This window comes from Pseudomonas sp. Root329 (assembly GCF_001424925.1).
In the GTDB taxonomy this organism is placed as follows: Bacteria; Pseudomonadota; Gammaproteobacteria; order Pseudomonadales; family Pseudomonadaceae; genus Aquipseudomonas; species Aquipseudomonas arabinosi.
Window position 1 is genome coordinate 86,485 of record NZ_LMCV01000008.1, and the last position, 13,421, is coordinate 99,905.

Sequence of the window (13,421 nt, forward strand, 5' to 3'; positions counted from 1 at the left end):
CGATGACTAGTTTGCACGCCGACGAGGCTTTCCTCGGCCATTACCAGTTGAGTCATGACCCTTTTTCTCCACGGGTGCCTGGCTTCAAATTCTTCCCGGCCCAGCGCAAACCGGTGCTGGGGCAACTGCATCACCTGGCACGCTACAGTCAGTTGCTGCTGGTCGTCACCGGCCCGCAAGGCAGTGGCAAGACGCTGTTGCGTCAGGCCCTGGTGGCCAGCACCAACAAGCAATCGGTGCAGAGCGTGGTGGTTTCCGCCCGTGGCGCCGGCGATGCGGCCGGCGTGCTGCGTCAGGTGGCTCAGGCGCTGAATGTCGCCCAGGCCGAGATCGGTGCGATTCTGGCTCAAGTGGTGCAGCTTGCACTGACGGGTCAGGAAGTCTATTTGCTGGTGGATGACGCCGAGCAACTCGACGAGTCCGCGCTGGAAGCCTTGCTGGCCCTGGCCGCCGGTGCACCGGAAGGTCGTCCGCATGTGTTCCTGTTCGGTGAGTCGTCGCTGATTGCTCAATTGGAGGCTCTGACCCTCGAGGAAGAGCGTTTCCACGTCATCGAGTTGCAGCCTTACACCGAAGAAGAAACCCGCGAATATCTGGAGCAGCGACTCGAAGGCGCCGGCCGGGGTATCGAACTTTTCACCGCAGATCAGATCTCTGATATTCACGAAAGCTCCGACGGTTGGCCTGGCACCATCAACCAGGTTGCCCGCGATGCGATGATCGAAGCCATGATTGCCAGCCGCTCAGCGGTGAAGCGTCCAAGTATGGGGTTCAACATGCCGAAGAAACACGTATTGGCGATTTCCGCCGTTGTCGTGGTCGCGGTAGCCGCCGCCTGGTTGATGCCGGGTCGCAGCAAAGCACCGACCACTGGCGCACCTGCCAACGAACAGGCGCAACTGCCGCTCGGCCAGGGCACGCCAAAACCTAACAGCGGCGGCGCACCTGCCGTCGAATTCGCCGGTAACTCGCAACCGATGCCATTGCCGCTGGTCGGCAACTCGCAGCCGGTCATGCGTGGTCCGCTGGCCGAAGCCGCCGGTGGCATCACCGAAGGCGACGACGGCGTGCCGGTCGAAGGTTCGAGCGCTACGCCGCCGACCGTGACCACTACCGCGCCTCCAGCAGGTCTGTCGGCCGGTCCTGCACCGACGCCAGCCGCCAAGCCTGCTCCGACTCAGGTCGCGACTGCCAAGCCAGCCCCGGTTGCGCCTGCCGTGAAGCCAGCTCCAGTGCCAGCCAAACCAGCCGCCGCCACCGCTGCCGCCAAACCTGCCGAGAAACCAGCCACCGTGGCCAAGGCCGCCGGCGGCACCTGGTACGCAGGGCAAGCGCCGGGTAACTACGTGGTGCAGATCCTCGGCACCAGCTCTGAAACGGCCGCGCAATCCTTCGTCAAGGAGCAGGGCGGCGAGTACCGTTATTTCAAGAAAGTCCTTAACGGCAAGCCGCTTTACGTCATCACTTACGGTAGCTTCGCCAACCGCGATGCAGCCGTTACCGCCATCAAGGCCTTGCCAGCGAAGGTTCAGGCTGGTAAACCTTGGCCTCGCACTGTCGCCAGCGTCCAACAGGAACTGGCAACAACTCGCTGAAGATTCGGCGGCCTTACCCAGGCCGCCTCTCCCGGCACCTCAAAATTTCTACAAGCGCATGCCGCCCTAAGGGTCTGCTGGCGCTTGCTGACGACCGCGTTGCGCGCCAACATGTGCGAGGCTGCGTTGCGGGATTTGCCAAGGGAAAAGCCATTGGCAGCATCCCGCGCCTTGCCTCGCACACGTTGTCATCACAACGCGGTTCGTCAACAAGCACCAGCAGACCCTGGGCCGCGTGCCTTGTGGTGTCTGCGTCACAGTAGTCTTTGAGTCGTTGCGGTCAAAATTAAAAAAGTTTTGACTAGCACAGCATATCGCTTTAAACCTTTCACAAATGCGACATAGATTTGCGACATTTCGTCGTCAAATTTGTGAGCCTCTGTGTCGGTGTGTACAATGACCTCCCTTTTGCCCCCGCAAAGCTGGCGTACGTTCGGCGCGGATGGTAAGTGGTTGAATTGAAAAGAAATTTGCCTCGACAAGAGGCAGCCTGGTGAGAAAGTGTCTATGAAAGCAGGTCTGTACCAACCAGATGAATTCAAGGATAACTGCGGTTTCGGCCTGATAGCCCATATGCAGGGCGAGCCCAGTCATACCCTTTTGCAAACGGCCATCGAGGCCCTGACCTGCATGACCCACCGCGGTGGGATCAACGCCGACGGCAAGACCGGTGACGGTTGCGGTCTGCTGATTCAAAAGCCGGATGTGTTCCTGCGAGCCATCGCCCAGGAAACCTTCGGCGTCGAACTGCCCAAGCAATATGCGGTGGGCATGGTCTTCTTCAACCAGGACCCGGTCAAAGCCGAAGCCGCTCGCGAGAACATGAACCGCGAGATCCTCGCTGCGGGCCTGACCCTCGTCGGCTGGCGCAAAGTGCCGATCGACACCAGCGTCCTTGGCCGCTTGGCCCTTGAGCGCCTGCCGCAGATCGAACAAGTGTTCATCGCCGGTGATGGCCTGAGCGATCAGGACATGGCCGTCAAGCTGTTCACCTCCCGTCGTCGCTCGTCCGTGGCCAACGCCGCCGACGCCGATCACTACGTCTGCAGCTTTTCGCACAAGACCATCATTTATAAAGGCCTGATGATGCCGGCGGATCTCACCGCCTTCTATCCAGACCTCAGCGATCAGCGCCTGCAAACCTCGATTTGCGTGTTCCACCAGCGCTTCTCGACCAACACCCTGCCGAAATGGCCGCTGGCTCAGCCGTTCCGCTTCCTCGCCCACAACGGCGAGATCAACACCATCACCGGCAACCGCAACTGGGCCGTGGCCCGTCGTACCAAGTTCACCAACGATCTGATGGACCTGGAAGAACTCGGCCCGCTGGTCAACCGTGTCGGTTCCGACTCCTCCAGCATGGACAACATGCTTGAGCTGATGGTCACCGGTGGTATCGACCTGTTCCGTGGTGTGCGGATGATCATTCCGCCGGCGTGGCAGAACGTCGAAACCATGGACCCGGACCTGCGTGCGTTCTACGAATACAACTCGATGCACATGGAACCGTGGGACGGCCCGGCCGGCGTGGTAATGACCGACGGTCGTTACGCGGTATGCCTGCTCGACCGTAACGGTCTGCGTCCGGCGCGTTGGGTTACCACCAAAAACGGCTTTATTACCCTGGCCTCGGAAATCGGTGTCTGGAACTACCAGCCTGAAGACGTGATCGCCAAGGGCCGCGTTGGCCCGGGTCAGATCTTCGCCGTGGACACCGAAACCGGCCAGATCCTCGATACCGATGCGATCGACAACCGCTTGAAGTCGCGTCATCCGTACAAGCAATGGCTGCGCAAGAATGCCCTGCGCATTCAGGCGACCATGGAAGACAACGACCACGGCTCGGCGTTCTACGACGTCGACCAGCTCAAGCAGTACATGAAGATGTACCAGGTCACTTTCGAAGAACGTGATCAGGTGCTGCGTCCGCTCGGCGAGCAAGGCTACGAAGCCGTCGGCTCGATGGGCGATGACACGCCAATGGCCGTGCTGTCCCAGCGCGTGCGCACGCCGTACGACTATTTCCGCCAGCAGTTCGCGCAGGTCACCAACCCGCCGATCGACCCGCTGCGTGAAGCCATCGTCATGTCGCTGGAGATCTGCCTCGGTGCCGAGCGCAACATCTTCCAGGAGTCGCCGGAACACGCCTCGCGCGTGATCCTCAGCTCGCCGGTCATTTCCCCGGCCAAGTGGCGCTCGCTGATGAACCTCGATCGTCCGGGCTTCGAGCGCGCGATCATCGACCTCAACTACGACGAAAGCGTCGGCCTCGAAGCAGCAATCCGCAACGTCGCCGATCAGGCTGAAGAAGCTGTGCGCTCCGGTCGTACCCAGGTCGTGCTGAGTGACCGTCACATTGCGCCGGGCAAGTTGCCGATCCACGCTTCCCTGGCCACCGGCGCGGTGCACCACCGCTTGACCGAAAAAGGCCTGCGTTGCGACTCCAACATCCTCGTGGAAACCGCGACCGCTCGCGATCCGCACCACTTTGCCGTATTGATCGGTTTCGGCGCCTCGGCGGTCTATCCGTTCCTGGCCTACGAAGTGCTGGGCGACCTGATCCGCACCGGTGAAGTGCTGGGCGACCTCTATGAGGTGTTCAAGAACTACCGCAAAGGCATCACCAAAGGCCTGCTGAAGATCCTGTCGAAGATGGGCATCTCGACCATCACGTCGTACCGCGGTGCGCAGTTGTTCGAAGCCATCGGCCTGTCTGAAGAAGTCTGCGACCTGAGCTTCCGTGGTGTACCAAGCCGCATCAAGGGTGCGCGTTTCGTCGACATCGAAGCCGAGCAGAAAGCCCTGGCGGCCGAAGCCTGGAGCCCGCGCAAGCCAATCCAGCAGGGCGGTTTGCTGAAGTTCGTCCACGGTGGCGAATATCACGCGTACAACCCGGACGTGGTCAACACCCTGCAAGCCGCTGTGCAGCAGGGCGACTACAGCAAGTTCAAGGAATACACGGCGCTGGTGGACAACCGTCCGGTCTCGATGATCCGTGACATGTTCGAGGTCAAAACCCTGGACACGCCGCTGGACATCAGCGAGATCGAACCGCTGGAATCGGTGCTCAAGCGCTTTGACTCCGCGGGCATCTCCCTCGGCGCCTTGTCGCCGGAAGCTCACGAAGCCCTGGCCGAAGCCATGAACCGCCTCGGTGCGCGTTCCAACTCCGGCGAAGGCGGCGAAGACCCGGCGCGTTACGGCACCATCAAGAGCTCGAAAATCAAGCAAGTGGCGACTGGCCGTTTCGGTGTGACCCCGGAATACCTGGTCAACGCTGAAGTGCTGCAGATCAAAGTCGCTCAGGGCGCCAAGCCCGGCGAAGGTGGTCAACTGCCAGGTGGCAAGGTCAACGGTCTGATCGCCAAGCTGCGTTACGCAGTGCCGGGCGTGACCCTGATCTCGCCGCCGCCGCACCATGACATCTATTCGATCGAAGACTTGTCGCAGCTGATTTTCGACTTGAAACAAGTCAACCCGAAGGCTTTGGTCTCGGTGAAGCTGGTGGCAGAAGCGGGCGTCGGCACCATCGCCGCCGGTGTGGCCAAGGCCTACGCGGACTTGATCACCATCTCCGGCTATGACGGCGGCACCGGTGCATCGCCGCTGACCTCGATCAAATACGCGGGCGCTCCGTGGGAACTCGGCCTGGCCGAAACCCACCAGACCCTGCGTGGCAACGACCTGCGCGGCAAAGTGCGGGTACAAACCGACGGCGGCCTGAAAACCGGCCTCGACGTGATCAAGGCAGCGATCCTCGGCGCTGAAAGCTTCGGCTTCGGCACCGCGCCAATGATCGCCCTGGGCTGCAAGTACCTGCGTATCTGCCACCTGAACAACTGCGCCACCGGCGTCGCGACTCAGAACGAGAAGCTGCGCAAGGATCACTACATCGGGACCGTCGACATGGTGGTGAATTTCTTCACCTACGTCGCCGAAGAAACCCGTGAGTGGCTGGCCAAGCTGGGCGTGCGCTCCCTCGAAGAGCTGATCGGTCGTACCGATCTGCTGGACATCCTCGAAGGCCAGACTGCCAAGCAGCAACATCTGGACCTGACCCCATTGCTGGGCAGCGATCACATCCCGGCGGACAAGCCTCAGTTCTGCCAGGTCGACCGTAACCCACCGTTCGACAAAGGCCTGCTGGCCGAGAAAATGGTCGACCTCGCCACCTCGGCGATCAACGACATGAGCGGCGCTGATTTCGCGCTGGATATCTGCAACTGCGATCGCTCGATCGGCGCGCGGATCTCCGGTGAAATCGCTCGCAAGCACGGCAACCAAGGCATGGCGAATGCGCCGATCACCTTCCGCTTCAAAGGGACGGCCGGTCAGAGCTTCGGTGTGTGGAACGCTGGCGGCCTGAACATGTACCTGGAAGGCGACGCCAACGACTACGTCGGCAAAGGCATGACCGGCGGCAAGCTGGTCATCGTTCCGCCGAAAGGCAGCGTCTACAAGACTCAGGACAGTGCCATTATCGGCAACACCTGCCTGTACGGCGCCACTGGCGGCAAGCTGTTCGCCGCCGGTACCGCGGGCGAGCGTTTCGCGGTGCGTAACTCCGGTGCTCACACGGTGGTTGAAGGCACTGGCGATCACTGCTGCGAGTACATGACCGGTGGTTTCGTCTGCGTATTGGGCAAGACCGGTTACAACTTCGGCTCAGGCATGACCGGCGGTTTCGCCTACGTGCTCGACCAGGACAACACCTTCGTTGACCGGGTCAACCACGAACTGGTGGAAATCCAGCGGATCAGCGGTGAGGCGATGGAAGCCTATCGCAGCCACCTGCAACGCGTGCTGAACGAATACGTCGAGGAAACCGACAGCGAGTGGGGTCGTAACCTCGCTGAAAACCTCGATGACTATCTGCGTCGTTTCTGGCTGGTCAAGCCCAAGGCTGCCAACCTGAAATCGTTGCTTTCCAGCACCCGTGCCAACCCGCAGTGATATGCGCCTGAAGAGTTTGATGAGGTTTTAACAATGGCTGAACGTCTGAATAACGACTTCCAGTTCATCGATGTCGGGCGCAAAGATCCGAAGAAGAAACTGTTGCGTCAACGCAAGAAAGAGTTCGTGGAGATCTACGAACCCTTCAAACCCCAGCATTCGGCCGATCAGGCTCACCGCTGCCTGGGTTGCGGTAACCCGTATTGCGAATGGAAGTGCCCGGTGCACAACTTCATTCCGAACTGGCTGAAACTGGTGGCCGAGGGCAACATCCTCCAGGCTGCCGAGCTGTCGCACCAGACCAACACCCTGCCGGAAGTGTGCGGCCGGGTGTGCCCGCAGGATCGTCTGTGCGAGGGTGCCTGCACCCTCAACGACGGCTTCGGCGCGGTGACCATCGGTTCGGTCGAGAAGTACATCACCGACACCGCGTTCGCCATGGGCTGGCGCCCGGACATGTCCAAGGTCATACCGACCGGCAAGCGTGTTGCGGTGATCGGCGCAGGCCCGGCGGGCCTGGGCTGTGCCGACGTGCTGGTGCGTGGCGGCGTGACCCCGGTGGTGTTCGACAAGAACCCGGAAATCGGTGGTCTGCTGACCTTCGGCATTCCTGAGTTCAAGCTGGAAAAGACCGTGCTGAGCAATCGTCGCGAAGTCTTCACCGGCATGGGCATCGAGTTCCGTCTGAACACCGAAGTGGGCAAGGACGTGACTGTCGAGCAACTGCTCGAAGAATACGATGCCGTGTTCATGGGCATGGGCACCTACACCTACATGAAGGGCGGCTTTGCTGGTGAGGATTTGCCGGGCGTGCATGACGCGCTGGATTTCCTGATCGCTAACGTCAACCGCAACCTGGGCTTTGAAAAGTCGCCGGAAGATTTCGTCGACATGAAAGGCAAGAAGGTGGTGGTACTGGGTGGCGGCGACACGGCGATGGACTGCAACCGTACGTCGATTCGCCAGGGCGCCAAGTCGGTGACCTGCGCTTATCGTCGTGACGAAGCGAACATGCCGGGCTCGCGCAAAGAGGTGAAGAACGCCAAGGAAGAAGGGGTGAAATTCCTCTACAACCGCCAGCCAATCGCGATCGTCGGTGAAGACCGCGTCGAAGGCGTGAAGGTGGTCGAGACCCGTCTCGGCGAACCGGACGCACGTGGCCGTCGCAGCCCCGAGCCGATTCCGGGTTCCGAAGAGATCATCCCGGCTGATGCCGTGGTCATCGCGTTCGGTTTCCGTCCGAGCCCGGCGTCGTGGTTCGAACAGCACAGCATCCAGACCGACAGCCAGGGCCGCGTTGTGGCACCGGAACAAGGTCAGTACAAGCACCAGACCAGCAACCCGAAAATCTTCGCCGGTGGCGACATGGTTCGCGGTTCTGACCTGGTGGTAACGGCGATCTTCGAAGGCCGCAATGCCGCCGAAGGGATCCTGGATTACCTGGGCGTCTGATCATTTCCTGAGATTGGAATACGATCAAAATGTGGGAGCGGGCTTGCTCGCGAAGACGGAGTGCCAGTCAGCATTGATGTTGCCTGACACACCGCTTTCGCGAGCAAGCCCGCTCCCACAGTTGTTTCTCGGTGTCGCGAAAATCGTGTTCCAACGCGACAAATTGACCCGATAGACAAAAGGCTGACCTGCAACCGTGCCTTTTGCGTCGCGCTCTGAGAAAATGCCCGCACTTTTTTTCCGGATGCCGACATGACTGCCCTGAAGAACGACCGTTTCCTTCGCGCCCTGCTCAAGCAACCCGTAGACGTCACGCCTGTCTGGATGATGCGTCAGGCCGGTCGCTACCTGCCGGAATACCGCGCCAGCCGTGCCAAGGCCGGCGACTTCATGAGCCTGTGCATGAACCCGGAGTTCGCTTGCGAAGTCACGATGCAGCCGCTCGACCGCTACCCACAACTGGACGCGGCGATCCTGTTCTCCGACATCCTGACCATCCCCGATGCCATGGGCCAAGGCCTGTACTTCGAAACCGGTGAAGGTCCGCGCTTCAAGAAAGTCGTCAGCACCCTGGCTGACATCGAAGCCCTGCCAATCCCTGATCCGCACAAAGACCTCGGCTACGTCATGGACGCGGTCAGCACCATCCGCCGCGAACTGAACGGCCGCGTGCCGCTGATCGGCTTCGCCGGCAGCCCATGGACCCTGGCCACCTACATGGTCGAAGGCGGCTCGTCGAAAGACTACCGCAAGACCAAAACCATGCTCTACGACAACCCGCAAGCCTTGCACCTGCTGCTGGACAAGCTCGCGCAGACGGTCACCAGCTACCTCAACGGCCAGATCATGGCCGGGGCGCAAGCGGTACAGATCTTCGATAGTTGGGGCGGCAGCCTCTCGGCGGCGGCGTACCAGGAGTTCTCCCTGGCTTACATGCGCAAAATCGTCAGCGGCCTGATCCGCGAACACGAAGGTCGCAAAGTGCCGGTCATCCTGTTCACCAAGAACGGCGGCCTGTGGCTCGAAAGCATTGCCGACGCTGGCGCTGATGCGCTCGGCCTGGACTGGACCTGCGACATTGGCAGCGCCCGTGATCGCGTCGGCAGCAAAGTCGCCCTGCAAGGCAACATGGACCCGACCGTGCTGTACGCCAAGCCAGAAGCCATCCGCACCGAAGTCGGCCGCATCCTCGCCAGCTACGGCAAGGGCAGCGGCCACGTGTTCAACCTCGGCCATGGCATCACGCCTGAAGTCGACCCGGAACACGCCGGCGCCTTCCTGCGCGCGGTGCATGAACTGTCGGCGCAGTATCACGAGTGATCGTGGCCCGATAAAAAACGCCCGGCTTATGCCGGGCGTTTTTGTATGAGGTTCCAGATCGTACACGGTCAATGTGGGAGAGGGCTTGCTCGCGAAAGCGGTTGATCATTCAACTTCGATGCCGACTGACCCACCGCTTTCGCGAGCAAGTCGAATCGTCGCACCGCCGCTCCCACAGGGTTGTGCGTCACGCCTTCACATTTTCCAGCGGTGGCAACTTCGCCAGTTTCAACGCCACCAGCAGGGCAATTACCAGCAACCCGCCAATGAACAGCCCGATCCCGTTCCACCCGCCCATGTGCCAGAACACCCCGCCCGCCGTCCCGGCGATGCTCGACCCGGCGTAATAGCTGAACAGATAAAGCGACGACGCCTGCCCCTTGGCTTTGATCGCCCGGCGGCCGATCCAGCTGCTGGCCACCGAATGGGCGCCGAAGAAGCCGAAAGTGAAGATCAACATACCAATGATCACCACCGGCACCGGCGTAAACATGGTCAGGGCGAGGCCGGCGATCATCAGCACGATGGTTGCCCACAGCACTTTGCGGCGACCCAGTTTGTCAGCCAGCGAACCGATCTTCGCCGAGCTGTAGATACCCGACAGATACACCACCGAGAGCAGCCCGACGAAGGCTTGATCCATGTGATACGGCTCGGCCAGCAGGCGATAGCCGATGTAGTTGAAGAGGGTGACGAACGCGCCCATCAGCACGAAGGCTTCAAGGAACAGCAGCGGCAGACCGGCGTCGCGAAAGTGCATGGTGAAGCCGTCAATCAAGCTTCGCGGGTGCAATGAGCGCGCGCGGAAGTTGCGCGACTCGGGAAGGATTTTCCAGAACACCGCCGCTGCAATCAGGGCCAGGCCGCCGATCACCAGCATCGCCGTGTGCCAGCTGACGAAGTCGATCAACACGCCAGTGATCAAGCGTCCGCACATCCCGCCAATCGCGTTGCCGCCGATGTACAAACCCATGGCCAGACCGATGTGCTGCGGGTGAATTTCTTCGCTCAGGTAAGTCATGGCGACTGCTGCCAGACCGCTTAATGACAACCCTATCAGCGCCCGCATCACCAGCACGCCGTGCCAGCTAGGCATCATTGAACTGGCAATTGTGCAGAGCGCGGCGGCGAACAGCGCGGCGACCATCACCGGTTTGCGCCCGATGCGATCAGAGATCGGGCCGGTGATCAGCAGACCAATGGCGAGCATCCCGGTGGCGACCGACAGGATCAGGCTGCTCTGGGCGGCGTTGATGGAGTACTCATGGGACAGCAGCGGCATCATCGGCTGCACGCAATAGAGCAGGGCGAAAGTCGCGAAGCCGCCGGAGAACAGCGCCAGTACCGTGCGCATGAACATCGGTGTGCCTTTTTCGATGTAGATCTCCTTTAATTCGGCGACAACATCGTCCACCGCTGCGGGCGGAACTTCATGGGCAAGTGGAGCGACAGCAGTTTTCACTTCGGACCTCGGAGGACGCAGCCGGTCAGGCAATGAAAAAAGCATATAGCTGCCTAATGATTCAATCCAATATATTGTTCGACCTGTTTGATAGGTTTAACGACCTAATGGAGTTTTCATGGAATTGCGTCACCTGCGCTACTTCATCGCCGTTGCCGAAGAACTGCACTTCGGCCGCGCCGCCCAGGTGCTGGGCATCTCGCAACCGCCGCTGAGTCAGCAGATTCAGGCGCTGGAGCAGGAGGTGGGCGCGCGATTGTTCGAGCGCACCAATCGTCGGGTCGAACTCAGTGAAGCCGGCCGGCTGTTTCTGGAAGAGGCGCGGCTGGTGTTGGCGCAGGTCGACAAGGCGGCGGATGTTGCACGGCGGGCGCAGTTGGGTGAGCTGGGTGAACTGAAGATTGGCTTCACCTCGTCAGCGCCGTTCAACTCGACCATCCCCCAGGCGATTTTTTCATTTCGTCAGCGATTCCCGGCGGTGCACCTGAACCTGCGGGAGATGAGCAGCACCCAGGTTGCCGATGCGTTGGTGGATGAGTCGATTGAAGTCGGGATCATGCGGCCGCTTGGGTTGCCGGACTCGCTCAGCGTGGTGGAGTTGATGCGTGAGCCGCTGGTGGCGGTGCTCAGCTCCAAGCATCCATTAGTGACCGATAGTGAAGAAGGTTTGTTTCTGTCGGCCCTGGCCCTCGAGCCCTTCGTATTTTTCCCACGCAGTTATGGCAGTGGTCTGTACGCACAATTGCTCAGCCTGGCGCGGGATGCCGGCTTCAGTCCGCACTTTGCGCAAGAGGCTGGCGAGGCGATGACGATCATTGGTCTGGTGGCGGCGGGGCTGGGTGTTTCGGTGCTGCCGGCGTCTTATCAGCGGATGCGGATCGAAGGGGTGGTCTATCGACCTCTGCTCGATCCTGAGGCTGTATCGGCGGTGTGGCTGGTGCAGCGCAAGGATCAGAAGTCGCCGATGGCCAAGGCGTTTGTGGAGTTGTTGACGCGTAAGGTTGAGCCGCTGAAAACGTGACTGCTTCGCAGCCATTCGCGAGCAGGCTCGCTCCCACAGGGTTTTGCGGTGTGAACACGATTTCTGCTCTAGCAGCTATCCACTGTGGGAGCGAGCCTGCTCGCGAAAGCGTCCGCAATCTCACCAAAAATGGTGCAGTTGCCTATGCCATAACGGACGCTTCGCTGAAGGGTGTAGGACATTTCCGAACTACCTTGAACAGGCCACAGCACCTTGCGGCATTGCCTACAACTACTCCAGAATCCGCCGGCTTGTGCGCTTTGGGGGGCATCGGTAACTTCGTTCGCATCACTGATTTCCAGTGATCGGGTTTAGTAGCCTGGTTTTCCCTCCCAAACGAATGCACAAGCGTCGTTCAGTCAGGCATACGCCTGCGCTTGATGGTAGCTGTGCGCATGGCGCCCTTGGGTGCGCCGGATTTGGGTCGGTGTCCGGTCTACTAACTTGCGCACAGCTGCCACCCTTCCGTTTAGTAGCGAGACAGGTTGCGGCACTACTAACAGGAAGACCTTCCCAATGTTCAAGCCAACTCCGAACCCGCCGGATTCCGATCCGGTCACTTCATCCGAATCAACGGATTCCGAAACACGCACACCAAGCAAAATCTTCCTCATCGCCCCCGATATCGACAACCAAACTTTGCTGGAATACGCCTGTGAATCCCTGGCATCAGCGAATGTCATGGCGAGTGATTTCGCGAGGTGTCTGGAAGGATCGCAAAGCAACATACTGCTGGGGATTCAACAGTCGATCATGCTGGGAGAATTGGCGGTGAACCGGGTGTTGGATAACCTCGATCCATCCTAGTGCGCCAGGGGGCTAACACTGCCTGCTTTCCCGAAAGGGGCTTGTGAGACTCTGAGGATCCTGGGTAACCAGCCATCGCAGAGCCGGACAGGTACAGGGCGATGACAAGCCGACCTGTTTGTGAAGGGGCGCCGAAAGGCGCCCTTTGTCGTTTCTGACGTTACGGAAATCGTTGAATGGAAGCTGGCAAGAACTACGTTGTCTGGCAGGAAGTGAAAGTGGGCTTCATCAAGGCGCGCAACAACCTGCAAGTCGTCGACGACAAGACAGGTCGCGCTGGCGTCGCTGAAAGCAAATTGATTCAAGCCCAGTAAGCCTATGGACAACCCCTGCGCCGAGCGCGGGGGTGTTCCGTTTTACTGAACGCGCACCAAATCCCCGCGCAACGCGACTCGCGCCACAAACACTCCGGCCCGGCACTCATAGGTGTTCAGGTCCTTGCGCACATGCTGATCGTAATAACTCACGATGTTGGTCACCGCATTCGCCCCGACCCGCTTTGCTTCTGCTTGCAACTCGATCAACGTCGATTGCACTGCCCACTCGCAGGCATCGAAATCGCTCTTGTTGGAGGCATTGGTGGGCCAGTCGCTGACGACATTCGTGCGCAACACTTGAAGGTGCTCCGTCGGTCCGTTGCCGGCCAGGTAGAACCTCACGCTGCCATCGAGCCGCCCGGCGCGGATCGCATTGGACAGGACTGTCTCAAAAGGCAAGTACATCAGATTGGTCGCCTGGCTGGCGCTGGGCAGCAGGCCGAACAGTAACGCGGCGATCAAGGCTTTCACTTGCATGGTCATCTCCTTGACGT

At 60.2% G+C, this 13,421-nt stretch carries 9 protein-coding genes; 7 read left to right on the forward strand and 2 right to left on the reverse strand.

Annotation, left to right across the window (positions count from 1 at the left end):
* The first annotated feature begins 2 nt into the window (after positions 1-2).
* The 4 genes from ASC74_RS09810 to hemE all read left to right on the forward strand — a co-directional run bounded on the left by ASC74_RS09810 (position 3) and on the right by hemE (position 9,320).
* Positions 3-1,595 carry an AAA family ATPase gene (locus ASC74_RS09810; RefSeq protein WP_056741191.1) on the forward strand — a complete coding sequence of 531 codons (1,593 nt, stop codon included), beginning with the start codon at positions 3-5 and terminating at the stop codon, positions 1,593-1,595.
* A 507-nt stretch (positions 1,596-2,102) separates the two neighbouring features.
* Positions 2,103-6,548, forward strand: coding sequence for a glutamate synthase large subunit (gltB, locus tag ASC74_RS09815; protein WP_056741193.1), 4,446 nt, complete (start codon positions 2,103-2,105; stop codon positions 6,546-6,548).
* 33 nt (positions 6,549-6,581) lie between these two features.
* On the forward strand, positions 6,582-8,000 hold the full coding sequence (locus ASC74_RS09820; RefSeq protein WP_008149580.1) for an FAD-dependent oxidoreductase: 1,419 nt from the start codon (positions 6,582-6,584) through the stop codon (positions 7,998-8,000).
* 252 nt (positions 8,001-8,252) lie between these two features.
* Positions 8,253-9,320, forward strand: a complete 1,068-nt coding sequence (gene hemE / locus ASC74_RS09825) for a uroporphyrinogen decarboxylase (RefSeq protein ID WP_056741195.1) — start codon at positions 8,253-8,255, stop codon at positions 9,318-9,320.
* 187 nt (positions 9,321-9,507) lie between these two features.
* Here the strand turns inward: hemE and ASC74_RS09830 are convergent, their stop codons facing one another.
* Positions 9,508-10,734, reverse strand: a complete 1,227-nt coding sequence (locus tag ASC74_RS09830) for an MFS transporter (RefSeq protein ID WP_442965772.1) — start codon at positions 10,732-10,734, stop codon at positions 9,508-9,510.
* A gap of 166 nt (positions 10,735-10,900) precedes the next feature.
* Here ASC74_RS09830 and ASC74_RS09835 point away from each other — a divergent pair, with 166 nt between their 5' ends.
* From ASC74_RS09835 to ASC74_RS31595, 3 genes are all read left to right on the forward strand, one after another.
* A complete protein-coding gene (locus ASC74_RS09835) occupies positions 10,901-11,803 on the forward strand; it encodes a LysR family transcriptional regulator (protein ID WP_056741199.1) in 903 nt (300 codons plus the stop codon).
* Between the two features lie 516 nt (positions 11,804-12,319).
* Positions 12,320-12,610, forward strand: a complete 291-nt coding sequence (locus ASC74_RS09840) for a DUF6124 family protein (RefSeq protein WP_056741201.1) — start codon at positions 12,320-12,322, stop codon at positions 12,608-12,610.
* A gap of 176 nt (positions 12,611-12,786) precedes the next feature.
* Complete coding sequence (locus ASC74_RS31595) at positions 12,787-12,924, forward strand: hypothetical protein (protein WP_156400810.1); 138 nt, start codon at positions 12,787-12,789, stop codon at positions 12,922-12,924.
* Between the two features lie 42 nt (positions 12,925-12,966).
* Here ASC74_RS31595 and ASC74_RS09845 read toward each other — a convergent pair whose 3' ends face one another.
* Positions 12,967-13,404 carry a hypothetical protein gene (locus ASC74_RS09845; protein ID WP_056741203.1) on the reverse strand — a complete coding sequence of 146 codons (438 nt, stop codon included), beginning with the start codon at positions 13,402-13,404 and terminating at the stop codon, positions 12,967-12,969.
* Positions 13,405-13,421: the final 17 nt, after the last annotated feature.